Raw genomic sequence first — 21,037 nt, forward strand, 5'->3', positions numbered from 1 at the left:
ATGGGTCATGACCGTTTGCAAGTACAGCAGATTGCTCGGGTTACAGGTATCGACAAACAACCTGAGTGGATCGTTGCCCAAATGCTCGGCCAAGGTCTGCAGGTCAGCCTGAGTGTCGCGTACCTGTTGCAGCAGGGTTTCGCTGGTGGGCAGGTGTTGGCGCAGATGGTCGCGGGCGCCCTTGAGGTCGACTTCACGACGCCATTTCTCGCGGGCTTGCCAGTCTTTTATGTCCTCAGCAGAGGGAGTCTGACCGTATCGAGCCTGCAGGCTCCGACGCATTTCTGCGCTCTGGAGGATGTGCAGCGTGGCCGGGGAGCTGCCCTGCGCATTGCCGTGCATGAGCAGCATTTCTTCCTGGTCAAGCTGCTCGAAATAGGCCTCAAGATCGCTCAGGTACTTCTGAGTGCCGGCGCTATCGTCGCGTACAGCCGCAGGCAGTGGGTGGGTTTCAGTCCTGGCGCCGCATAGCTGGGTCACGGTCTGGGCGATCTGCAGTTTGTGCTCATGTTCCTGTTGCCAGACCCGAAGCGCGGCCTGATCACCCGCCAGTTGCAGGCCCAGGTCGTTGAGAACACGCAGGTGATCGTCGAGGGCGATCAGCAGCGAACTGGCTTTGTCTGGAACGCTGCCCAGCCAGTACGCTTCCTCCACGACCGGAATGGCCGAATCGGCAAAGCGGTTGTCATCGACAGCCGTGCCCTGATCGATATCGGCGACTGCCGTGGCCAGTTCCAGAAGGTGCAAGGTATCTGGTTTATTGAATTCAGCGCGAGCGCGCGTCAGGTCCAGAGACTTCATCCAGCGGGCGCGGCTCTCGGCATGGGAGCGCATGTGTTCGCAGATTCGCCAGGTCCACTGCACGGAGGAATAGGCCAGATGCAGGTGGTTCTTGCGAGGGTAAAGCAGGTAAGGCCGGGTCTCGCCGCTGCCGGTGCGGACATCCTGGCCCCGATGTGCCTCAGTCCAGACGATGCGCTTCAGGCTGGTGTCGGACGCCGACACGACATACTCATGCAGGGTGCCTGCCGTTTCGTCGAACACGTAGACATAGCCGTCGTCGAGTTGACGCAGGGTATAGCTGCGGGTCTTGAGTGCGGGCAGTGCGCTCCACTTGCCGTGGGCGGGCAATGGCGTGAGCCGGGCGGGATCGACATCGTAGCGCGAGCGGTCCAGGGCGTAGCGCACCGGGACAATCGCAATGTCCGAGCCCTTGAAGGGGCAGACGCTGGTATCGCTGGCCGGTGTCTTGTCGAAGCGTGCGGCACGGCGTTGCTGGAGAGTTGCGCTTTTAGCGGTCATTGGCCGCGTCCGTTGCAAAACTCATCGAGCACTTCGACGCGCAGCTCGGCAGGCAGGCGCGCCTTGTCGGGAAATTGTGTCAACCAGCGTTGATAGGGGCCGTCAGTCTGCTCCATGAAGTCGAGGCCCCAGGTCTGGCAGATATCTGCCCATGCCACGAAGGCATAATCACTGGTCAGCCCCCAGGCGCGGCCTTTTTCCAGAGCCTGTTGCAGCCAGTTCTGTATCTGTTCGCCGGTTTGCCCGGCGAACGCCAGTGGATTTTTTCTGATCAGCCAGTCATGCAGTTGCTGCATGAACAGCCAGTCATAAGCCTGCTCGAATGCCTTCAACTGCGGTTCACCCAACAGCGCAAACCGTTGGTCCCAATCCTGAGCCGGACTGCTGCGGGTAAAGTGACTGAAAGGGAGTTCAGGTTCGGGTTGCCAGCGCTGAACCGGTGTCTGGGTCCATAAATCCGTGATCGGTCCCAGCACCGAATCCAGATGTTCCCGGCAATAACTCGATAACCAGAAGTGCATGACGAGCGGATCGGCAAAGCGCAGCAGGCTGTTATTGCCCAGATAGTCCGCTGGCTGAATGAAATGGCGCAGATGACTGGCGACTGTGCGCAGTGGTGCCGGGCTGGCGAAGACGCTGGCATACAGGTGCTGGGCTGGGGTCTGCTGCCATTCGGCAATCAGCGCGGTGCCGACCGCTGCATGGACCAGAATCGGCCCCTGTTCCATGAGTGTCGAAAGATGGGTGCCGAGGTAAAGCGGCTCTATTTCCAGAGCTTCACCGCGTTGATGCAGATGGCGAATGGCGTTCGGGTGCAAGGCACCGTCGAGCAGCATGTAATTGGCCTGATGGCTTGAGGTGAACATCCCTTGTTCCTTTGTGCTGATGAGCGAGACTGCCTCTTGAGTGGCAATTCAGGAGTCAAGAGTTGTGCCTGATTTGAGTTTTTATATTTAAATCAAATGGTTGAGGTTTTCAGGGATGGAAATTGCCTGTTTTTCGAGCAAAAACACCCGCTGAACTGCGCATAAGGCTGCATGCCTGCGCAATATCTTGCGTAGCTGGCCTGAGGCTTTATTCATAAGGGCTTTAGCGGTTTTTTGGGCGTTTTGACGATGAGCAGGATGCGCAAATACTTGCGCATCAAGGCTTGTGGCTACTATTGATGGACGGCAGGTAAAAATTGGAGCGTCTCAACCGTCATGAGAAACAAGGAATGTTTATCATGTGCCCCATTTTGGGGTTCCCGTTGATTTGTCTTGAAGAGTCCGTCCATGTCAGTCGAAAAAGCTGAAGTCGTCATTACCTATTGCACTCAATGCCAGTGGTTGTTGCGCGCGGCCTGGCTGGCTCAGGAATTGTTGAGTACGTTTTCCGGCGATCTTGGCAAAGTCTCCCTCGAACCGGGCACGGGCGGGGTGTTTCGCATCACCTGCGCCGGCGTGCAGATCTGGGAGCGCAAGGCCGATGGCGGATTCCCGGAAGCCAAGGTTCTCAAGCAGCGGGTGCGCGACCAGATCGATCCTCTGCGCGACCTGGGGCATAACGACAGGTCGGCACCGTCCGATACTCCACAAGCCGATACCCCATAAACATTGAAGGGTGTCGAGGCCGGTCATGTCACTACACGGTCATATCGGCGTCACATTCAGTTAACCCGCATGCCGCACTCTCTTGGAAAACCTGCCGGAGGTCTTCCCATGAGCAGTGCTCAGCGTGCTAAACCCAGCCATAAGCAACGTGTGCGGACCTTGTGGATTTCAGATGTGCATCTGGGCACTCGTGATTGTCAGGCTGAACATCTGTCGGCGTTCCTCAAGCGCTATCAGGCCGACAAGGTGTACCTGGTGGGCGACATCATCGACGGCTGGAAGCTGCGCAGCGGCATGTACTGGCCCCAGGCGCATACCAATGTCATCCGCCGCCTGCTGACCATGAGCAAGCGCGGCACCGAAGTGATTTACATCACCGGCAACCACGATGAATTCCTGCGCCGTTACTCGAAGCTGATTCTGGGCAATATCCAGCTTGTGGACGAGGTCGAGCACGTCACCGCAGACGGGCGCCGCTTGCTGGTGATTCATGGCGATCAGTTCGATGTCATCACCCGCTATCATCGCTGGCTGGCGTTTCTCGGCGATTCAGCCTATGAGTTCACCCTGACCCTCAATCGCTGGCTCAATCACTGGCGGGCCAGATACGGCTACGGTTACTGGTCGTTGTCGGCGTACCTGAAGCACAAGGTCAAGACAGCGGTGAATTTCATCAGTGACTTCGAGGAAGCGATTGCCCACGAATGCGTGAAGCGCGGGCTCGATGGTGTGGTGTGCGGCCATATCCACCATGCGGAAATTCGCATGGTGGGCGAAGTGGAATACCTCAATTGCGGCGACTGGGTGGAATCCTGCACCGCCTTGATCGAGCATCTGGACGGCACTATCGAGCTGTTTCGTCTGGCCGAAGCCCAGCTTCAGCAAAAGAGCGCCGCACAGCCGGAGCCGGAAGCTGTCGGTGAATCGGTCATCTGACCTGCTTCAGAACGGTACTTTGCCCAGCAGCATGTCCCGGTACATGACGAAGTCGCCGAGCAAACTGTAGAACGGATGCCGAAACGTGGCGGGCCGGTTCTTCTCGAAGAAGAAATGCCCCGCCCAGGCAAAGCCGTAACCGGCCACGGGCAATAGCCATAACAGCCACCATCTGCCACTGCCGACCCCGAACGCCAGCAGAAAGATCACCAGACTGGTGCCGATGAAGTGCAGGCGCCGGCTGGTACTGTTGCTGTGTTCCTGCAGATAGAAAGGATAGAACTCGGCGAAGCTGGTGAAGCGTTTGACCTGTTCCATGATGCTCACCCTCATGTCAGCTTGCAGCAGTCTAGCCGAGAGCGGGTGAGCGTTGCATCAGTGCCGCCAGAACGCCGGTACGCAAAGCACCAGAACGGTAATGATTTCCAGACGGCCGAGCAGCATGCCGGCGGACAGAATCCATTTCGCGGCATCGGGCAGTGTGGAGAAGTTGCCTGCTGGCCCGATGATTTCACCGAGGCCCGGTCCCACGCCGGAAACCGTGCTGGCCGCGCCGGTCAGCGCCGTCATCCAGTCCAGCCCCAGCAGTGAAAGCAGCAGCGCGATCACGCAGATGGTGATGGTGAAGAAGAACGAAAAGGTCAGGATCGAGCGCACGATCTCGTCGTCCAGCCGGTGGCCGTTGTACTTCTGCTTGATGACGGCGCGTGGATGGATCAACTGATTGAGGTTGGCCTTGAGCAGGATATAGGCGACCTGGAAGCGGAAGATCTTCACCCCGCCAGCGGTCGAGCCGGAACAGCCGCCAATGAAACCCAGATAGAAAAACAGCATCAGCGAGAAATTGCCCCAGAGGCTGTAATCGCCGAGGGCGAAACCGGTGGTGGTAACGACCGAGGTCACGTTCAGGGCGACATGACGCAGTGCGTCGCTCCACGGCAGATCGGTGGTCGCGCCGTACCAGAGGGTCATCATCAGCCAGGTTACCAACAGCAGCCCCAGCAGGCCCTGCACCTGTTCATCCTTGATCAGCGCCTTGCGATTACCGCGCAGGGTTGCCACGTACAGGGTAAACGGCAGGCTGCCGAGGATCATCACCACGATCGCCACCCAATGCACTGCCGGTTGCGGCCACTTGGCCAGCGACAGGTCGGAAGTGGAGAAACCGCCGGTGGAAATCGCCGACATTGCGTGGTTGATCGCGTCGAACAGGCTCATGCCTGCTGCCCAGAACGCCAGGCTGCCCAGAGCGGTAAAGCCGACGTAGGCCAGGACAATGTACTTGGCCACCATGTGCGAGCGCGGCATGACCTTTTCCGAGCGGTCGGAAGATTCGGTCTGGAACAGGCGCATGCCACCGATGCGCAGCAGCGGCAGGATCGCGACCGCCATGCCGATGAAGCCGATGCCGCCCAGCCAGTGCAGCATCGAGCGCCAGATGAGAATCCCCGGCGACATGCTGTCTAGATGGCTGAGCACGGTCGAGCCGGTGGCGGTAATCCCTGACATGCTCTCGAAGAACGAGTCGGTGTAGCTGATGTGCTGGGTCAGCAGGAACGGCAGGGCGGCGAAGATGCAGACGATGATCCAGCTGGAAACCGTAAGCATGTACATGTCCCGCGGGCGCAGATGCACATGTTCCGGACGTCCTGGCACGACCAGCGTCAGGCCGGCGATGAAGGTAATGGCGCTGGCCCACAGAAAGGAACGCAGGTCTTCAAAACGGTCGTAGATCACCAGTGTTGCCATGGGCACGATCATGGCGACCGCCAGAGTGATCAGGAATATGCCGATGATGAAACCGATGATGCGAAGGGTCGGCAACGCCATGAACTGCTCTGACTGAGATAGGGAGTGGCGGCCATTTTACCTGTGCCTGAAGGATAGGCAACGGTACAGGTTGTGTAAGTAATTGCTTGCGGTGCTCGTTATTGACTCTGAACACACTCTAGAATGCCCGATCAATTCTCAAGGAGGTCGCCCATGGAGGCTCTCGACGTTTTGCTCAATCGTGTTTCGGTACCGCGATTGGTCGATCCCGCCCCGGATGCTGCACAGCGGGAAATCCTGTTTGGTGCAGCCTTGCGCTCACCCGATCATGGCCAGTTGCGGCCGTATCGTTTCATCACGGTCGAAGGTGCGGCCCGCGAGCGCATGGGCGAGTTGCTGGTCGAGGCCCTGCAGCAAGGCGGCGGTGAAATCACGCCGCAGGCGCTGGACAAGGCGCGTCTCGGACCGCTGCGGGCACCATTGGTGGTCGTGGTGGTTGCGCGTTTGCAGGATCACTTCAAGGTGCCACGCAAGGAGCAACTGATCACCGCTGGCTGTGCCGCTCATGCAGTATTGCTGGCGGCCTATGCGCAGGGTGTCGGAGCGGTATGGCGTACCGGTGATCTGTCGTATTCGCCGCATGTTGCCAAAGGCTTCGGGCTGGCCGATGACGAAGAGGTGATCGCCTTCCTGTACCTGGGCACGCCACAGAATCCGCCACGTGAAGCACCGAAAGTGGATGTGGGCGGTTTTGTCAGTGAATGGCAGGGCTGATTGCCGGTCGCCCGGATGAGCGGCCCGGCTTGATCAGTTTGTCTGTGGGTTGACCGGCACCAGCGGGATTTCCAGCGTGGCCAGGAAACCGCCTTGTGGATGGTTGCCCAGCGTCAGGCTGCCACCGTGCCGTTCCGCCGCTCGTTTGGCGATGGCAAGTCCCAGGCCATGACCGGCAGCGGTCTGGCCCGGCGCGCGATAGAACGGCTCGCCCAGTTGTGACAAGTGTTCTTCAGCGACGCCCGGGCCATGGTCGCGCACGCTCAGTTGCACATGATTCTCCACGCGCACGGCCTGCAAATCGATGGGCTGGCCGGGCGGATTGAAGCGCAGGGCGTTGCGCAGCAGGTTGTCCACGGCTCGTTCGAGCATGTCCGGCCAGCCTTGCAGTTGCAGGTTGTCCTGCACCTGAACCTTGATACTTTGCTGGGCATCGTCCAGTTGCGTGTCGTTTTTCAGACGATGCAGCATGCTGCCCAGATCCACAGGCTCCGGGCTGCCGAAGTCGGCATCCAGGCGTGCCAGGGCCAGAATTTCACTGATCAGCGCTTCCAGGCGGTCGCATTCGCGGCTCAGGCGCGGCCAGAGTTTTTCCCGTTCGGCCGGTTCTGCACGCTCGGCCAGCGCCAGGGCAATGCGCAGCCGCGCCAGGGGCGAGCGAAGCTCATGGGACACGTCGCGCAGCAACTGGCGCTGGCTGCCGATCAGGCTTTGCAGGCGTGCGCCCATGCGGTTGAAGTCGGTCGCCAGTACGCCGAACTCGTCGCGCCGGTTGGCCAGTTGCGCCAGGCTGTGCTGCTGATAACTGGTTTGTCCCAGATCATGTACGGCTCCACGCAAGCGACTTAGCGGTCGGGTGATGGACAGCGTCACCAGCAGGCTGAACAGGGTCAGCACCACCAGCGCGATGCCCAGTGCGCTCAAGGGCCACATCAGGCTCTGGCGGTGCCATTCCTCGATTTCGGGATGCGGGATACGGAAGATAAGCAGGTAAGTGATGCCGGTACTGGCGCTGGTGTATTCAGTGGTCAGGCGGCGCCATGGCAACTGGCGTGAATCGTCCTGCTGACGGGCTTCAAAGGCCGCCGCGCGTGGGGGAAAGGTTCCCAGTACCACGGGCTCGCCGTTGTCATTGAGCACCTGGACGTCGATACGATGGCGACGTTTTACATTCTGCAGATAATCCTGGGCCGTAGCGGCGCCTTGCTCTTCATAGATCTGCACCCATTTTTGCGGCAGATCGTTGAGGACCGGATGACGGCTGAGAATCCACGCGTCCTGATTGAGCATATGCCCAAGCAGAATCGACAGGCCTGCAACCAGAGCTATGGCTAACCAGAAGCTGGCCAGGATTCGCCAGAACAATGAACGCACGGGATGACCTCAATGTAGAAACCCGACATGCGCTGGCATGTCGGGTCTTGGCTAAGTGAGCGGGCTCACAGTCGCGGCGATTATTGCGCCTTTTTTGCCTTTTCTGCTTTCCAGGCTTTGAATTCCGCCCATTCGGCGCGGCGCTCTTCCTGTTTCTTGCGAATCTCGTCGAACTGCTTCTGCTGATCAGGCTTGAGCAGGGCGCGGATCTCGCTCTCGGTCTTGGCCTTCTTGGCGTCCAGTTCATCCTTCATGGCTTTCTGGTCGGCGGCTGGCAGCTTGGCCAGATAGCGTTGGGTGACTTCGCGACGGTCGTGCATCTTTTCGCCCATCAGTTTGCCGATCTGATGGCGCTGTTCGCGGCTCAGGTCCAGTTCGGCGAAAGGACCGGGACCACGTTTCATGTCGAAGCCCGGGCCGCGATGATCACGTTCCTGATGCAGGGCTGGAGGAGCATCGGCGTCTGGGCCGCCCGGTGGTGGCACTGCCATCGCAACGGTAGGCAGGGCAGTGGCGAACATCAAAGCGATCAGGGTCTTGCGCATGGTGTATCTCCTTGTCTCTAGGCCGGCTCGATGCCGTTGGTGCCCAGTTTAGGGAGATCAAGGTCAAGGGCGGTCAGCCTTGGGTAAAGCTTGTGTAAAGCAAATCGGCACCTGAATTTACCAGGCGCCGGGCTTGCCGGTTCACAGGCTGTAGAAATAACCGCGGCTGCGCAGCGCCACGATGCGTGGCCGACCATCGGGGTGCGGGCCGATCTTCTTGCGCAGGTTGCTGACGTGCATGTCCAGGCTGCGGTCATAAAGGGTCAGCTTGCGGCCCAGCGCCAGTTGCGCGAGCTCCTGCTTGTCCAGCGGTTCGCCGGGTTGGCGCAGCAGCGCTTCGAGCAGGCGGCTTTCGGAAATGGTCAGGGTCAGCTCTTTTTCGTCGATGCTGACAACGCCGCGCACCGGGCTGAAACACAGGTCACCCAGTTCAAGCTGGCTGGGAGTGGCCACCGGATGGCTACGGCGCAGCACGGCCCGCAGTCTGGCCGTCAGCTCGCGTGGATCGCAGGGTTTGGCCAGATAGTCGTCGGCACCCAGCTCAAGGCCGAGAATCCGGTCCAGGGGTTCGCCGCGTGCGGAGAGCATCACGACCGGCAGGTCGGGGTGGTCGGTACGCAGTTGCTTGAGCAGTTCAAGGCCGCTGCCATCAGGCAGCATCACGTCCAGAACCACCGCGGACGGAGCGGTTTCAGCCAGTGCCCGGCGTGCGCTATGGCCGTCGTGGCAGGCGCGAACCTGAAAGCCTTCCTGGCTCAGCCAACTGCTCAGAAGCTCGCACAGCTCCTGATCATCATCAATTAGTAACAGCTCGCTCATGACTCACTCAATTTAGCCATTGCTGACGTCGCTTACGTCGGCCGCCGACAAATATACCGCACACCAGGGCAATCACCGCAACGCCACCGCCTGCGATGAACCATTGTTGCTGTTCTGTCAGAAGCCGCGAAGAGGCGACCGATTGAGCTTCTTTGAGCTGTAACTTGAGTCTTTGGTTCTCTTGCCGCAAACGCGCCAGTTGCGCGCTTTCCCGCTCGGCATCGGCACTCTGCGCCTGCTTGAGCTGTTCTTCACGCAACCGCTCGCTTTCCTTGAGTCGCTGCTGCAGTTCGGCAATCTGGGTGGCGGAACTGGGCAGATGCAAAGCCTGCACCGTACCGGAACCGCTGGTTTCCTCGGCCTGAACCTGACTGCTTGCCGCCAACACCATCATCAACAGACACAACGCACCTGAACGCATCTGAACTCCCTTGATAGAGCCGTATAAATTCAAAACATTGCGCAGGTTATCGGCAGGGGAGCGGGAATGATGAGCATTTGTGTGTGGCGGATTCATCCGCGAAGGGGTTGTCAAAAACCGTCTTCGCGGATGTACACAGTTTGTTTATGGCAGGACTTGCTTGAACGGCTTGACCACAACATTGGCATAAACGCCGGCTGCCACGAACGGATCGGCCTTGGCCCAGGTTTCGGCTGCGTTCAGTGACTCGAACTCGGCGACGATCAGGCTCCCGCTGAAACCGGCTGGACCCGGATCGTTGCTGTCCACGGCCGGATGTGGACCGGCCAGCACCAGACGCCCGGCATCCTTGAGCGCATTGAGACGTTCAAGATGCGCAGGACGTACGCTCAGGCGTTTTTCCAGCGAGTCGGCAACATCGGTGGCAATGATGGCGTAGAGCATGTCAGTCCTCGGTTTTAGTGGTGGAAGAAGGCGCGGGTTCACGCAGATGGCGGCTCAGGTAGATACCCTGAGCGACCAGGAACACCAGAGTCATGCCCAGGCTGCCGAAGACTTTGAAGTCGACCCAGAAGTCCTGATAGGTAAAGGCTACATACAGGTTGGCGGCACCGCAGAATACGAAGAACAGGATCCAGGCGATATTGAGCCTGGTCCAGACCGCTGCTGGCAGATTCAGGGCATGGCCCATGACCCGCTGGATCAATGGACGATCGCCAATGAAATGGCTGCCGGCAAAAGCCAGGGCAAACAGCCAGTTGACCACCGGCGCCTTCCATTTGAGGAAGGTTTCACTGTGGAAGGCCAGGGTCAGGCTACCGAACACCAGGCAGGCGATCAGGGTCAGCCACTGGCTCTTTTCCAGCTTGCGCTGCTTGACGTAAAGGATGCCGTAGACCACCACGGAGCTGATGATCAGCATGGCGGTGGCACTGAAAATCCCGCCTAGCATGTAACTGTGGCCCAGAATGTCGACGGCGCGAGGTTCGGTTTTATAGACGGCGAAAAACAGGAGCAGCGGGATGAAGTCTAGGAATTGTTTCACAATGGCAGCCAGAAGCAGGATGTGACGGCATAATAACAAACATCAAAGACAGCGAAAGCACCCCGATATGAATGTTGACCTGCACTGCCACAGCACCGCGTCGGATGGCTCGCTTGCGCCAGCGGCCGTGGTTGCTCGTGCCTATGAAAACGGCGTGCGCGTCCTTTCACTGACCGACCATGACACCGTCGAAGGCCTCGAAGAAGCCCGCGCCGCCGCGCATTCACTGGGTATGCAACTGGTCAATGGCGTTGAGTTGTCCTGCACCTGGGGCGGCGCAACCATTCATATTCTCGGCTACGGGTTCGATGTAAAGGCCCAGGCGCTGGTCGATGCAATCCACCGGTTGCACGAAGGCCGCTGGCTGCGCGCCGAAGAAATCAGCCGGAAATTGGCGATCAAAGGTATGCCTGGCGCGCTGGAAGGTGCCCGGGCGATCCAGAAAGAGCTGGGTGACAGCGGCAATGCGCCGGCCCGGCCACACTTCGCCGATTTTCTGGTGCGGGCCGGTTTCGTCAAGGACCGCGCCGAGGCTTTCCGCAAATGGCTGGGGGCGGGCAAGCTGGGTGATGTGAAGCAGCATTGGCCGACCCTGGAGGAAACGGTCGCTACTTTGCGGGCTTCCGGGGCCTGGATCAGCCTGGCGCATCCGTCGCATTATGACTTCACGCGCAGTAAACGGCGTAAACTGGTCGCCGATTTCATCCAGGCAGGTGGCCATGCCATCGAAGTGGTCAACGGCATGCAGCCTGCCGATCAGGTCGGGACCCTGGCCATACTGGCCCGCGAGTTCGGTCTGCTGGTCACTGCCGGCAGCGATTTCCATGGTCCTGGCGCCTGGTCCGAGATCGGTATATACCGGCCATTGCCCGAGGATCTGCCGCCCCTCTGGAGCAGATTCAAATATGAACAGCCTACAGTCTCCGTCTGAACAGGAAGTTACCGTGAGTCAATTTTTCCAGGTCCACCCGGAGAACCCGCAGCCGCGCCTGATCAAACAGGCGGCGGAAATCATCAAAGCCGGCGGGCTGGTGGTGTACCCGACCGATTCGTCCTACGCGCTGGGTTGCCAGATCGGCGACAAGAGCGCCATCGAGCGCATTCGTCGCCTGCGCCAGCTGGACGACAAGCACAACTTCACCCTGATGTGCTGCGACCTGTCGCAACTGGGCCTGTTCGCCAAGGTCGATACCGGCGCCTTTCGAGCGCTCAAGGCGCATACGCCGGGGCCTTACACCTTCATTCTCAATGCCACCCGTGAAGTGCCGCGCCTGATCCTGCACCCCAAGCGCCGCACCATCGGCCTGCGCGTGCCCAGCCATCCGATTGCCCAGGCCTTGCTGGAGCAACTGGGCGAACCGCTGATGAGCGTCAGCCTGATCATGCCGGGTGACAGCGTACCGCTGAGCGATCCTTATGAAATGCGCCAGGTTCTGGAGCATCAGGTCGACCTGATCATCGATGGCGGCATGGGCGGCATTTCGGCTTCCACCGTCATCAGCCTGGCGGAGGGTGAGCCGCAGATCATCCGTGTAGGTTGCGGCGATCCGACGCCGTTCGGTGAAGAAGCGTAATGACCAACCTGGAAACGGTCGACAGTCAGGCCGATGCCCAGCAGGAATTGCCGTTCGCTCTGGTCTACGGCCAGGCGGTCACGCAAATGCCACTGGACCTCTATATTCCGCCGGATGCCCTGGAAGTCTTTCTGGAAGCTTTTGAGGGCCCGCTCGACCTGCTGCTGTACCTGATCCGCAAACAGAACATCGACATCCTCGACATCCCGGTAGCGGAAATCACCCGTCAGTACATGGGTTACGTCGAATTGATGAAGACCGTGCGCCTGGAGCTGGCGGCCGAATATCTGGTCATGGCGGCGATGCTGGCCGAGATCAAGTCGCGGATGCTGCTGCCGCGCTCGGCAGAAGTGGAGGAGGACGAAGAGGATCCGCGTGCAGAGCTTATTCGTCGCCTGCAGGAGTATGAACGCTTCAAGGCTGCCGCCGAAGGGATCGATGGCTTGCTGCGGGTTGGGCGCGATGTGATTGTACCCAAACTCGATGCGCCCGAGGCCAGAGCCCGCAAGCTGTTGCCGGACGTCAGCCTGGAAGAGGTGTTGATGTCCATGGCCGAGGTGTTGCACCGCGGCGACATGTTTGAAAGCCATCAGGTCAGCCGTGAGGCATTATCCACCCGCGAGCGCATGAGCGATGTGCTGGAGCGGCTCAAGGGCGGCGGCTTTGTGCCTTTTGCCGAGTTGTTCACCGCCGAAGAAGGGCGTCTCGGTGTGGTAGTGACTTTCATGGCCGTGCTTGAGCTGGTCAAGGAATCCCTGGTCGAGCTGGTCCAAAACGAGCCCTTTGCGGCGATCCATGTCCGGGCGCGAGCCGAGTAGAGCAAGAACTGAATCATGAACCTCAATGAACCCCGCGAGCTGGCCCCGTTGCTTGAAGCGTTTCTGCTGGCGTCCGGAAAACCGCAAACGCTGGAGCGCCTGTACGAGCTGTTCGAGGAAGGCGAGCGCCCAGAACCGCCAGTTTTCAAGAAGGCCCTGGAGGTGCTGCGCAAGTCTTGTGAAGGCCGGGCCTTCGAACTCAAGGAAGTCGCTTCGGGTTATCGCCTGCAGATTCGCGAGCGTTTTTCGCCGTGGGTCGGACGCTTGTGGGAAGAGCGACCGCAGCGTTATTCCCGCGCCATGCTGGAAACCCTGGCGCTGATTGCCTATCGCCAGCCGATTACCCGTGGCGAAATCGAGGATGTGCGTGGCGTGGCGGTCAACAGCCATATCGTCAAGACGCTGCTGGAGCGCGAGTGGATCAGAGTCGTGGGTTACCGCGACGTGCCCGGCAAGCCGGCGATGTTTGCGACCACCAAAGGCTTTCTCGACCACTTCAACCTCAAGAGCCTCGAAGAGTTGCCGCCGCTGGCCGACCTGCGCGAGATGGAAACCGAGCCGGTACTGGAATTCGACGATGCCCCGGTTCCTGCGCATCTGCAGGCGCTGGCCGATGCCAGCCTGGAAGTCGACACAGAAGAACCCGAAGCGCCACGCGACGAAACCAGTTTCCGCAGCCTGTTGGTCGAACTCGACTCCATGGAACAGGGTCTGAAGATCGATTTCGACGATCTGCTGATCGATCAGCCGGATAAAGAGCCTGAAGAGGACGTATAACTGCCTTTCGCGAATGAATTCGCTACATAGGCCGCGCAGGAGCCAATTCATTCGCGAACTGTCCCCGGCGCAAATACGCAAAACCGTGAGAGCCAAGCCCGATGAGCAGCACCAGGAATCCCTGCATCAGTCTCTGCAAGTTTGACGACGATATCTGCCTGGGCTGTGGCCGCAGCAAGCGGGAAATCAAGGCCTGGAAGAAACTCGACAAGGATGACAAGCGTGCGGTGCTGGCCGAGTCGGCCATGCGTCTGGCCAAATTGAAGACCACCGGTCGCAAAAAGAAGCGGTGAACCGTAGATTTTCAACTAGCCTTGGATGCGCAACAGGCGGCATGAGCGTATGATTCGCGACCCTTTGGCGAATCAGCTTCGCCCAGGCTCAAAGTATTTCGCCTTGCGGCTATCCACAGCGCGCACGGCAGCAGGTCTTGCCGGTCCTCGGCAAGCCCTGATTCGACACACCGGGAGGTGCCCAGATGAGTGAAAAAGACACGCAGGACAGCCAGGAAATCGGACCCGCAGGTGAAAAACTGCAGAAGGTTCTGGCACGTATTGGCGTCGGTTCGCGCCGTGACGTCGAGGCCTGGATTAGCCAGGGCCGGATCAAGGTGAATGGCAGAGACGCCACCCTTGGCCAGCGCGTCGACCTGCACGACGCCATTACCGTTGACGGTCGCGTCATCAAGCGCGAAGAGGCGGCCGAAACGGTACGCCGCGTCATCATGTACAACAAGCCGGACGGCGAGATCTGCACCCGTGACGACCCGGAAGGCCGTCCAACGGTGTTCGACCGTCTGCCGCGTCCGAAAGAAGGCCGCTGGATCAATATCGGTCGCCTGGACATCAACACCACCGGTCTGCTGATGTTCACCACCGACGGTGAGCTGGCCAACCGCCTGATGCACCCGTCCTTCGAGATGGACCGCGAGTATGCGGTGCGCGTCCGTGGCGAAGTCGATGACGACATGCTGCTGCGCCTGAAGAACGGCGTGATCCTCGAAGACGGTCCGGCACGTTTCACCGATATCCAGCAGGCGCCGGGCGGTGAAGGTTTCAACCACTGGTATCACTGCGTGGTGATGGAAGGCCGTAACCGTGAAGTGCGTCGTCTCTGGGAATCCCAGGGCCTGGTGGTCAGCCGCCTCAAGCGCGTTCGTTACGGACCGGTGTTTCTCAACTCGGACCTGCCGATGGGCCGCTGGCGCGAAATGAGCCAGCACGAAGTCGACATCCTGGCTGGCGAAGTCGGCCTGACACCTGTGGCCCAGCCGCAGATGAACGCCAAGACCAAGGACAAACTGGAGCGTCTGCAGCGCCAGTCGTCCCGCCCGTTGGGCAAGGGCGAGCGCGTTCGGACCTTGCGTCCTGCCAATGGCGCACCGGCCAGTGGCGAACGTGCCCAGCGTCAGCCGCAGATCACCGGCAGCGATCGGGATCGCGCACGTGGCGATTCCACTCAGCGCCCAGCGCCGCGCAAGGACTCGGGCAAACCAGGCTCGCGCTCGCCGCGTCCTGCCGACAACAGCCGTGGTACGCCAGTGGCCGAGCGTCCAAGTGACATGAACAAGCGTCCAGCCAAGCCAGCGCCAAAGCGCGCAGGTATCAAGCTGGTCGACGACGATGCTCCATCGGGCAAGCGTCGTGGCCCTCCGGCCGGTTCGGGCCAGCGTCCAGGTTTCGGGCGTCGCAAGCCGCAGTAAGGGTAGCATGACCATGAAAACGCCAGCTTCGACTGGCGTTTTTTATGGGCATTGCTGACGGATTACCGGGCGGCTGACAAACGAATGATTCTCGTTATGTCGTTTATCGGCTAAATCGACGAAAAATCAGTCTCTTGCGACTCATGTCGGCTTTTTTCTTCGTTGCCTTTCCGGTGTAAACTGGCCGCTCGCGCTCACGTGCATTCAGGTCCAGCTAAAATGACGCAGATTTCCGAACGCTTTCTGGTGCAGGCTCACCTTGATGCCAAGCAACCCAAAGCGTTGAGTATTGAAGAACAGGCCCATTACCGCGCCGAAATCGCTGCCGAGCTCAAGGCCCGGGACGCGGTGCTGGTTGCCCACTATTACTGTGATCCGGTGATTCAGGCCCTGGCCGAGGAAACCGGTGGCTGCGTGGCCGACTCACTGGAAATGGCGCGCTTCAGCAATAACCATTCAGCATCGACCGTGCTGGTGGCTGGCGTTCGCTTCATGGGTGAAACCGCCAAGATCCTCAATCCGGAAAAACGGGTCTTCATGCCGACGCTTGAAGCCACCTGTTCCCTGGATGTCGGCTGTCCTGTCGACGAGTTTTCCGCTTTCTGCGACCAGCACCCGGACCGGACCGTGGTGGTCTACGCCAACACCTCGGCGGCGGTCAAGGCCCGCGCCGACTGGGTGGTAACTTCCGGCTGTGCGCTGGAAATCGTCGAAAGCCTGATGGATAACGGCGAGAAAATCATCTGGGCGCCGGACAAGCACCTGGGGCGCTATATCCAGCGTGAAACCGGTGCCGACATGTTGCTCTGGGACGGTGCCTGCATCGTTCACGAAGAGTTCAAGTCCAAGCAACTGGAAGACATGAAAGCGCTGTACCCGGAAGCCGCCGTTCTGGTCCACCCGGAGTCACCGGAAGCGGTGATAGCCCTGGCCGATGCGGTGGGCTCCACCAGCCAGATGATTGCCGCTGCGCAGCGCATGCCGAACAAGATGTTCATCGTCGCTACTGATCGCGGCATTTTCTACAAGATGCAGCAGTTGTGCCCGGACAAGATCTTCATTGAGGCCCCGACCGCCGGTAATGGCGCGGCTTGCCGCAGTTGCGCGCATTGCCCATGGATGGCGATGAACACTCTGGAGCGCACCTTGCAGTGCCTGCGTGAGGGCAGTAACGAGATCTTTGTCGATCCAGCACTGATCCCGCATGCCGTGCGGCCCTTGCAGCGGATGCTGGACTTCACCCAGGCGGCTCGTCTGAAACAGGCCGGCAATGCCTGACAGCAGCTCCTGAAATGAAAAATCCCGGCTATCAAGCCGGGATTTTTCATGGTGCGGCGAACGGTCAGTTCATCATGCCCTTGACCATTCGTTCCTGCTCGATCAGATCTTTCTGGCGGGCATCGATCCGTGAAGCCAGCTGAAAATTGTTGCTGGCGCGGCGTTTGGCGAACTCCAGTTGCTGAATGGCCTGACGGAAGTCGCCAACCAGGGCGAAGTATTCGGCGCGGGCCTGATGCAGACCGATGGTGTTGCCGTTCAAGCCGCGGGTTTCGGCCACGACATACCAGATGTCCGGATCGTCGGATCGGGTCTTGAGCAGCGTTTCCAGGGCTTTTTCCGCTTCTGCCGTGCGGTTCTGCTTGAGCAGCACATCGACGCGCACATCGTTCAGCGGATAGTTGCCCGGATACAGCGTGAGCATCCGGTCAACCCGCTGCTGGGCATCGGCCAGACGATTGTTGGTGATGTCCAGGTCGATCTGCGTCAGGTTGTAGGTGATGTCGTTGGGTGCCTTGGTCAGCAAGGGCTTGAGGCTTTCACGGGCTTCGTTGAGTTGCCCGCCCTTGATCTGCGCGATGGCCAGGCCGTAGCGGGCAGAGTCGGAGTTGGGGTTTTCCACCAGTTGCGCACGGAAGCGCTTGGCCGAGATTCCCGGGGTTTCTTCATAGATCAACGCGACGCGGGCACGCATCAGTTGATAGAGCAGGCTGTCTTCCCGGCCTCCCGGTCTGGCCTGTTCGGCACGGTTACGGGTGTCGGCGATCCGCGACTCGCTGACCGGGTGGGTCAGGAGGAATTCCGGTGGCTTGGCGTCGAAGCGGTACTGGCGCATCAGGCGCTCGAACATGGTCGGCATGTTACGCGGGTCATAACCGGCCTTTTCCAGGTTGAGGATGCCGATGCGGTCGGCTTCCTGCTCGTTCTGCCGCGAGAAGCGGCGCTGCTCCTGGATCGCGGCGGCCTGTGAACCGGCGATGGCTGCGATACCGGCATCACCGGCACCGGCGGCGGCCATGACGATGCCGGCCAGCATGGCGGCCATGACCGGAACCTGCATGCGCTGCTGGGCTTCGACGCCGCGAGCGAAGTGACGCTGCGACAGGTGAGCCAGTTCGTGGGCCATTACCGAGGCGTATTCGCCTTCGGTCTGGGCGTTGAGAAACAGCCCGCCGTTGACCCCGATAATCCCGCCGGGCGCGGCAAAGGCGTTCAGTTGCGGACTGTTGATGAGAATGAATTCAAGGCGCCGGTCCTGGACCTGGCTGGTTTCGGCAAGGCGATAGACCGAAGTTTCGACGAAATCCTTGAGTTGCGGGTCGGACAATTGACCCACCTGGGCGCGCAGCAGGCCCAGCCAGGCGCGGCCCAGCTGGTGTTCCTGTTCGGGCGATACGATGGCAGAGCTGGCGTCACCAAGCGACGGCAGATCATCGGCCATACTCGGTGTGGCGAGCAGGCAGGCAAGCGTGAGCAGTGTAGGACGCAGAAAATTCATGCACGAGGCTCTGAGCTGGAGAACGCTTACTGTAGCTGGCTCAATGGCGTGCTGACCAGAGTGAGGTATTCTTGCGGCCTGTCTGAAATGTCTGAAAACATTTTTGCGGGTACTTTTCAATTCAATGTGTCCACCCGGAGAGAAACGATGTCTGACGCTGTAATGCGGCCCGAGGTGTGTGATGCCGAACTCGATGCTTGCGGTCTCAATTGCCCGTTGCCGTTGCTCAAGGCCAAGATGGAACTCAACCGTCTGCCCAGTGGCGCTGTACTGAAAGTCATGGCGACCGATGCCGGATCGCAGCGGGATTTCCGAACCTTTGCCAGGCTGGCCGGGCATACGTTGCTGCATGAAGAGGCCGATGCCGGCGTCTACAGCTACTGGCTGCGCAAGGTTTAGTGTTCTCTAAAAAGGATGTTTGATGTTCAAGGTGCTTCGCAATTGGGTGCAACTGTATTTCTCCGATGAGGAAGCGGTAGTACTGGCGGTTCTGCTGTTCCTGGCGTTCACCGTCGTCCTGACGTTGGGCGGAATGCTGGCTCCGGTACTGGCCGGGTTGGTGCTGGCCTTTCTGATGCAGGGTGTCGTCAACTTTCTGGAGCGCTTGCGCATGCCGGAAGTCGGGGCGGTTGGTCTGGTTTTCACCCTGTTCATGGGCGTGTTGCTGGTCTTCCTGCTGGTTCTGGTCCCGCTGCTCTGGCATCAGTTGATTACCCTGTTCAACGAGCTGCCGGGCATGCTCGCCAAATGGCAGTCGCTGCTGTTGTTGCTGCCGGAGCGTTACCCGCATCTGGTTTCCGACGAGCAGGTCCTGCAAGCCATCGAAGTGGCCCGCGGCGAGATCGGCAAATTCGGCCAGTTGGCGCTGACCTTTTCCCTGTCCAGCCTGCCTTTGCTGGTCAACCTGATGATCTATCTGGTGCTGGTGCCGATCCTGGTGTTCTTCTTCCTCAAGGACCGGCAGATGATCGGTCGCTGGGTGCGGGGCTATCTGCCTCGTGAGCGGGCCTTGCTGACGCGGGTCGCCGAGGAGATGAACCGACAGATCGCCAACTACATCCGTGGTAAGGTCATCGAAATCTTCATCTGTGGCGGGGTGACCTACGTTGCCTTCGTGGCGCTGGGGCTCAACTACGCGGCGTTGCTGGCGATGCTGGTGGGTGTGTCGGTGGTCGTGCCGTATGTCGGCGCGGTGGTGGTCACGGTGCCGGTTGCGCTGATCGGCCTGTTCCAGTGGGGCTGGGGCGACCAGTTCATTTATCTGATGATGGTGCACGGCATCATTCAGGCGCTGGATGGCAACGTGCTGGTGCCGCTGCTGTTCTCGGAGGCGGTCAATCTGCATCCGGTCGCGATCATCTGCGCGGTGCTGCTGTTTGGCGGGTTGTGGGGCTTCTGGGGGATATTCTTTGCGATTCCGCTGGCGACCCTGTTCAAGGCCGTTCTGGATGCCTGGCCGCGCCATGCGCCGAGTGTGGCGCCGATGTTATAGGCCCTGGCATCAGGCCTTCGCTGCGGCACCTTGCGCGCCGCAGCGAAGTGTCCGGGCAATCAGGCCTTGTTCAGGGCCTGCGCCTGGGCCAGTACTTCGTCCACGTGACCGGGGACCTTGACCCCACGCCATTCCTTGCGCAGTACACCGTCCTTGTCGATCAGGAAGGTGCTGCGATCAACGCCCAGATATTCCTTGCCATACAGCTTCTTGAGCTTGATGACGTCGAACAGCTGGCACAGGGCTTCATCCTTGTCCGAAATCAGCTCGAACGGGAACTCCTGCTTGGCCTTGAAGTTCTCGTGGGCCTTGAGGCTGTCGCGCGAGACGCCGAAGACCACGGTATTGGCGGCCTGGAACTGCGCGATGCTGTCACGGAAGTTCTGGCCTTCGGTGGTACAGCCCGGCGTGTTGTCCTTGGGGTAGAAATAAATCACGACCTGCTGGCCCTTGAGCCCGGACAGGCTGACCGCCTGACCGCTGGTGGCTGGTGCCTGGAAGTCGGCAACGGGTTGATCTACTGCAACTGCCATGAGAACTCCTTACATGGGGGCTTGCGGGCGCCATGGTTCGATCAGCGCATCGAGGTTCAGTGCATCGGCGAAATCCAGGAACTGGTCGCGCAACCAGCTGATCTGCGTGCCTGCCGGCAAGGTGACCGTGAAGGTTGCGTTGAGCATGGTGCCACCGGTCTGCGGAGCCAGGTAGGTATCGCAGATCAGGTTTTCCAGTTCGACGTTGTGGTCGATGAAGAACTGGCACAGCTCATTGATGATGTCCGGACGATAGGCCGAGCTTACGTAAGCCACATAGGGCAGGGCTTCGGGACGGCTCTCGAGCGTGGCGCTGCGCACGACGCTGATGGTGAAGGCGTGTTTTTTCGACAGCCCCGGCAGGCCGGTTTCAAGACGGGCCAGGGCATCCCAGCTACCAGAGACCTGAATGATCAGCGCGCTGCACTCGCCGTGACGGGTCAGGCGTGAGCTGACGACCGAACAGCGGTTTTCGTGGCTGGCGCGGCACAGGACGTTGGTCAGCTCCATAGGGTTTGCGCCAAGGGCACTGATAACAAGGAATTGTTCGCGAACTGTGGGGGTGGACGACATGCAGCATTCCTAGGCGATGAGCGGTCGGTACTTTTTGGGCTCTGCAAGGCTGTTTCGACTATCGAGAGCGCGAAACGCCAATCCGGGCAGCGTCGTCGTTCACCTGCATGACTGGGCCATGACAGGGCTGCAACGCGCTGGCACAAGGGGATTGGCGACAAAAAACGATCAATTGAACGAGGTGCGCAGATGACCAGTACCGATCAAAGGATGA

The 21,037-nt window shown here is 59.8% G+C and carries 25 protein-coding genes; 12 read left to right on the forward strand and 13 right to left on the reverse strand.

The genetic code is table 11. The features are described 5' to 3' along the window. Positions 1 to 1,302: toxin VasX (locus ALQ04_RS04125; protein ID WP_409077236.1), on the reverse strand; the 1,302-nt coding region annotated here is incomplete at its 3' end. Then, positions 1,299 to 2,168, reverse strand: coding sequence for a DUF4123 domain-containing protein (locus ALQ04_RS04130; protein ID WP_122314592.1), 870 nt, complete (start codon positions 2,166 to 2,168; stop codon positions 1,299 to 1,301). The genes ALQ04_RS04125 and ALQ04_RS04130, both read right to left, overlap by 4 nt. Positions 2,169 to 2,576: 408 nt before the next feature. Between ALQ04_RS04130 and ALQ04_RS04135 the strand changes: the two genes are divergently transcribed. Both ALQ04_RS04135 and ALQ04_RS04140 read left to right on the forward strand, forming a co-directional pair. Then, entirely contained in the window at positions 2,577 to 2,894 is a 318-nt protein-coding gene (locus tag ALQ04_RS04135; RefSeq protein ID WP_122314593.1) for a SelT/SelW/SelH family protein, read from the forward strand. Positions 2,895 to 3,002: 108 nt separating this feature from the next. Next, complete coding sequence (locus ALQ04_RS04140; RefSeq protein WP_122314594.1) at positions 3,003 to 3,830, forward strand: UDP-2,3-diacylglucosamine diphosphatase; 828 nt, start codon at positions 3,003 to 3,005, stop codon at positions 3,828 to 3,830. A 6-nt stretch (positions 3,831 to 3,836) separates the two neighbouring features. Here the strand turns inward: ALQ04_RS04140 and ALQ04_RS04145 are convergent, their stop codons facing one another. Both ALQ04_RS04145 and ALQ04_RS04150 read right to left on the reverse strand, forming a co-directional pair. Continuing rightward, positions 3,837 to 4,148 (reverse strand): DUF962 domain-containing protein, encoded by a 312-nt coding sequence (locus ALQ04_RS04145; RefSeq protein ID WP_122314595.1) that lies wholly within the window; start codon positions 4,146 to 4,148, stop codon positions 3,837 to 3,839. A 57-nt stretch (positions 4,149 to 4,205) separates the two neighbouring features. Then, on the reverse strand, positions 4,206 to 5,660 hold the full coding sequence (locus tag ALQ04_RS04150) for a TrkH family potassium uptake protein (protein WP_122314596.1): 1,455 nt from the start codon (positions 5,658 to 5,660) through the stop codon (positions 4,206 to 4,208). Between the two features lie 153 nt (positions 5,661 to 5,813). Between ALQ04_RS04150 and ALQ04_RS04155 the strand changes: the two genes are divergently transcribed. Continuing rightward, entirely contained in the window at positions 5,814 to 6,374 is a 561-nt protein-coding gene (locus ALQ04_RS04155) for a nitroreductase family protein (protein ID WP_122314597.1), read from the forward strand. A 33-nt stretch (positions 6,375 to 6,407) separates the two neighbouring features. On the opposite strand, the gene ALQ04_RS04160 is transcribed toward ALQ04_RS04155, so the two are convergent. The 6 genes from ALQ04_RS04160 to ALQ04_RS04185 all read right to left on the reverse strand — a co-directional run bounded on the left by ALQ04_RS04160 (position 6,408) and on the right by ALQ04_RS04185 (position 10,578). Next, positions 6,408 to 7,748, reverse strand: a complete 1,341-nt coding sequence (locus tag ALQ04_RS04160; protein WP_122314598.1) for a HAMP domain-containing sensor histidine kinase — start codon at positions 7,746 to 7,748, stop codon at positions 6,408 to 6,410. 80 nt (positions 7,749 to 7,828) lie between these two features. Continuing rightward, positions 7,829 to 8,293, reverse strand: coding sequence for a Spy/CpxP family protein refolding chaperone (locus tag ALQ04_RS04165; RefSeq protein WP_122314599.1), 465 nt, complete (start codon positions 8,291 to 8,293; stop codon positions 7,829 to 7,831). Positions 8,294 to 8,434: 141 nt separating this feature from the next. Beyond that, complete coding sequence (locus tag ALQ04_RS04170; protein WP_122314600.1) at positions 8,435 to 9,112, reverse strand: response regulator transcription factor; 678 nt, start codon at positions 9,110 to 9,112, stop codon at positions 8,435 to 8,437. Positions 9,113 to 9,119: 7 nt separating this feature from the next. Further along, complete coding sequence (locus tag ALQ04_RS04175) at positions 9,120 to 9,533, reverse strand: translation initiation factor 2 (RefSeq protein WP_122314601.1); 414 nt, start codon at positions 9,531 to 9,533, stop codon at positions 9,120 to 9,122. 144 nt (positions 9,534 to 9,677) lie between these two features. Then, positions 9,678 to 9,977, reverse strand: coding sequence for a YciI family protein (locus ALQ04_RS04180; RefSeq protein WP_122314602.1), 300 nt, complete (start codon positions 9,975 to 9,977; stop codon positions 9,678 to 9,680). Between the two features lies 1 nt (position 9,978). Further along, the gene (locus ALQ04_RS04185; RefSeq protein ID WP_122314603.1) at positions 9,979 to 10,578 is read right to left on the reverse strand and encodes a septation protein A; all 600 of its coding nucleotides are present in this window, start codon (positions 10,576 to 10,578) and stop codon (positions 9,979 to 9,981) included. Positions 10,579 to 10,645: 67 nt separating this feature from the next. Between ALQ04_RS04185 and ALQ04_RS04190 the strand changes: the two genes are divergently transcribed. The 7 genes from ALQ04_RS04190 to nadA all read left to right on the forward strand — a co-directional run bounded on the left by ALQ04_RS04190 (position 10,646) and on the right by nadA (position 16,727). Then, positions 10,646 to 11,509, forward strand: coding sequence for a PHP domain-containing protein (locus ALQ04_RS04190; RefSeq protein WP_122314604.1), 864 nt, complete (start codon positions 10,646 to 10,648; stop codon positions 11,507 to 11,509). A gap of 13 nt (positions 11,510 to 11,522) precedes the next feature. Beyond that, positions 11,523 to 12,152 (forward strand): L-threonylcarbamoyladenylate synthase, encoded by a 630-nt coding sequence (locus tag ALQ04_RS04195; protein WP_122314605.1) that lies wholly within the window; start codon positions 11,523 to 11,525, stop codon positions 12,150 to 12,152. 119 nt (positions 12,153 to 12,271) lie between these two features. Beyond that, positions 12,272 to 12,970: a ScpA family protein gene (locus tag ALQ04_RS04200; protein ID WP_176767540.1), complete on the forward strand. Its 699-nt coding sequence runs from the start codon at positions 12,272 to 12,274 to the stop codon at positions 12,968 to 12,970. Between the two features lie 15 nt (positions 12,971 to 12,985). Then, positions 12,986 to 13,747, forward strand: a complete 762-nt coding sequence (scpB, locus tag ALQ04_RS04205) for an SMC-Scp complex subunit ScpB (RefSeq protein ID WP_122314606.1) — start codon at positions 12,986 to 12,988, stop codon at positions 13,745 to 13,747. A 101-nt stretch (positions 13,748 to 13,848) separates the two neighbouring features. Continuing rightward, a complete protein-coding gene (locus tag ALQ04_RS04210) occupies positions 13,849 to 14,040 on the forward strand; it encodes a DUF1289 domain-containing protein (protein ID WP_122314607.1) in 192 nt (63 codons plus the stop codon). A gap of 185 nt (positions 14,041 to 14,225) precedes the next feature. Further along, positions 14,226 to 15,449 carry a 23S rRNA pseudouridine(2605) synthase RluB gene (rluB, locus tag ALQ04_RS04215; protein ID WP_122314608.1) on the forward strand — a complete coding sequence of 408 codons (1,224 nt, stop codon included), beginning with the start codon at positions 14,226 to 14,228 and terminating at the stop codon, positions 15,447 to 15,449. 219 nt (positions 15,450 to 15,668) lie between these two features. Continuing rightward, positions 15,669 to 16,727: a quinolinate synthase NadA gene (gene nadA / locus ALQ04_RS04220; RefSeq protein ID WP_122314609.1), complete on the forward strand. Its 1,059-nt coding sequence runs from the start codon at positions 15,669 to 15,671 to the stop codon at positions 16,725 to 16,727. A 64-nt stretch (positions 16,728 to 16,791) separates the two neighbouring features. Here nadA and ALQ04_RS04225 read toward each other — a convergent pair whose 3' ends face one another. Continuing rightward, positions 16,792 to 18,225 carry a M48 family metalloprotease gene (locus ALQ04_RS04225; protein ID WP_122314610.1) on the reverse strand — a complete coding sequence of 478 codons (1,434 nt, stop codon included), beginning with the start codon at positions 18,223 to 18,225 and terminating at the stop codon, positions 16,792 to 16,794. 147 nt (positions 18,226 to 18,372) lie between these two features. On the opposite strand from ALQ04_RS04225, the gene ALQ04_RS04230 reads away from it, so the two are divergent. Together ALQ04_RS04230 and ALQ04_RS04235 are read left to right on the forward strand one after the other, a co-directional pair. Then, positions 18,373 to 18,624 carry a sulfurtransferase TusA family protein gene (locus ALQ04_RS04230; RefSeq protein WP_122314611.1) on the forward strand — a complete coding sequence of 84 codons (252 nt, stop codon included), beginning with the start codon at positions 18,373 to 18,375 and terminating at the stop codon, positions 18,622 to 18,624. Positions 18,625 to 18,646: 22 nt separating this feature from the next. Further along, positions 18,647 to 19,717, forward strand: a complete 1,071-nt coding sequence (locus ALQ04_RS04235) for an AI-2E family transporter (protein ID WP_122314612.1) — start codon at positions 18,647 to 18,649, stop codon at positions 19,715 to 19,717. A 59-nt stretch (positions 19,718 to 19,776) separates the two neighbouring features. On the opposite strand, the gene ALQ04_RS04240 is transcribed toward ALQ04_RS04235, so the two are convergent. Further along, positions 19,777 to 20,250, reverse strand: coding sequence for a peroxiredoxin (locus tag ALQ04_RS04240; RefSeq protein ID WP_122314613.1), 474 nt, complete (start codon positions 20,248 to 20,250; stop codon positions 19,777 to 19,779). 9 nt (positions 20,251 to 20,259) lie between these two features. Next, the gene (locus ALQ04_RS04245; protein WP_122314614.1) at positions 20,260 to 20,823 is read right to left on the reverse strand and encodes a glycine cleavage system protein R; all 564 of its coding nucleotides are present in this window, start codon (positions 20,821 to 20,823) and stop codon (positions 20,260 to 20,262) included. Positions 20,824 to 21,037: the final 214 nt, after the last annotated feature.

It is taken from the genome of Pseudomonas cichorii, from assembly GCF_003700275.1.
GTDB classification, from domain to species: domain Bacteria; phylum Pseudomonadota; class Gammaproteobacteria; order Pseudomonadales; family Pseudomonadaceae; genus Aquipseudomonas; species Aquipseudomonas cichorii_B.

Excerpts from the sequence above, each read along its gene's own strand:
- ALQ04_RS04230 (WP_122314611.1), top strand. The coding sequence starts at position 18,373 with ATGTCTGACGCTGTAATGCGGCCCGAGGTGTGTGATGCCGAACTCGAT.
- ALQ04_RS04155 (WP_122314597.1), top strand. The coding sequence starts at position 5,814 with ATGGAGGCTCTCGACGTTTTGCTCAATCGTGTTTCGGTACCGCGATTG.
- ALQ04_RS04140 (WP_122314594.1), top strand. The coding sequence starts at position 3,003 with ATGAGCAGTGCTCAGCGTGCTAAACCCAGCCATAAGCAACGTGTGCGG.
- ALQ04_RS04190 (WP_122314604.1), top strand. The coding sequence starts at position 10,646 with ATGAATGTTGACCTGCACTGCCACAGCACCGCGTCGGATGGCTCGCTT.
- ALQ04_RS04245 (WP_122314614.1), bottom strand. The coding sequence starts at position 20,823 with ATGTCGTCCACCCCCACAGTTCGCGAACAATTCCTTGTTATCAGTGCC.
- ALQ04_RS04145 (WP_122314595.1), bottom strand. The coding sequence starts at position 4,148 with ATGGAACAGGTCAAACGCTTCACCAGCTTCGCCGAGTTCTATCCTTTC.
- ALQ04_RS04240 (WP_122314613.1), bottom strand. The coding sequence starts at position 20,250 with ATGGCAGTTGCAGTAGATCAACCCGTTGCCGACTTCCAGGCACCAGCC.
- scpB (WP_122314606.1), top strand. The coding sequence starts at position 12,986 with ATGAACCTCAATGAACCCCGCGAGCTGGCCCCGTTGCTTGAAGCGTTT.
- ALQ04_RS04175 (WP_122314601.1), bottom strand. The coding sequence starts at position 9,533 with ATGCGTTCAGGTGCGTTGTGTCTGTTGATGATGGTGTTGGCGGCAAGC.
- ALQ04_RS04225 (WP_122314610.1), bottom strand. The coding sequence starts at position 18,225 with ATGAATTTTCTGCGTCCTACACTGCTCACGCTTGCCTGCCTGCTCGCC.
- ALQ04_RS04165 (WP_122314599.1), bottom strand. The coding sequence starts at position 8,293 with ATGCGCAAGACCCTGATCGCTTTGATGTTCGCCACTGCCCTGCCTACC.
- ALQ04_RS04150 (WP_122314596.1), bottom strand. The coding sequence starts at position 5,660 with ATGGCGTTGCCGACCCTTCGCATCATCGGTTTCATCATCGGCATATTC.
- ALQ04_RS04135 (WP_122314593.1), top strand. The coding sequence starts at position 2,577 with ATGTCAGTCGAAAAAGCTGAAGTCGTCATTACCTATTGCACTCAATGC.
- rluB (WP_122314608.1), top strand. The coding sequence starts at position 14,226 with ATGAGTGAAAAAGACACGCAGGACAGCCAGGAAATCGGACCCGCAGGT.
- nadA (WP_122314609.1), top strand. The coding sequence starts at position 15,669 with ATGACGCAGATTTCCGAACGCTTTCTGGTGCAGGCTCACCTTGATGCC.
- ALQ04_RS04180 (WP_122314602.1), bottom strand. The coding sequence starts at position 9,977 with ATGCTCTACGCCATCATTGCCACCGATGTTGCCGACTCGCTGGAAAAA.
- ALQ04_RS04235 (WP_122314612.1), top strand. The coding sequence starts at position 18,647 with ATGTTCAAGGTGCTTCGCAATTGGGTGCAACTGTATTTCTCCGATGAG.
- ALQ04_RS04210 (WP_122314607.1), top strand. The coding sequence starts at position 13,849 with ATGAGCAGCACCAGGAATCCCTGCATCAGTCTCTGCAAGTTTGACGAC.
- ALQ04_RS04170 (WP_122314600.1), bottom strand. The coding sequence starts at position 9,112 with ATGAGCGAGCTGTTACTAATTGATGATGATCAGGAGCTGTGCGAGCTT.
- ALQ04_RS04130 (WP_122314592.1), bottom strand. The coding sequence starts at position 2,168 with ATGTTCACCTCAAGCCATCAGGCCAATTACATGCTGCTCGACGGTGCC.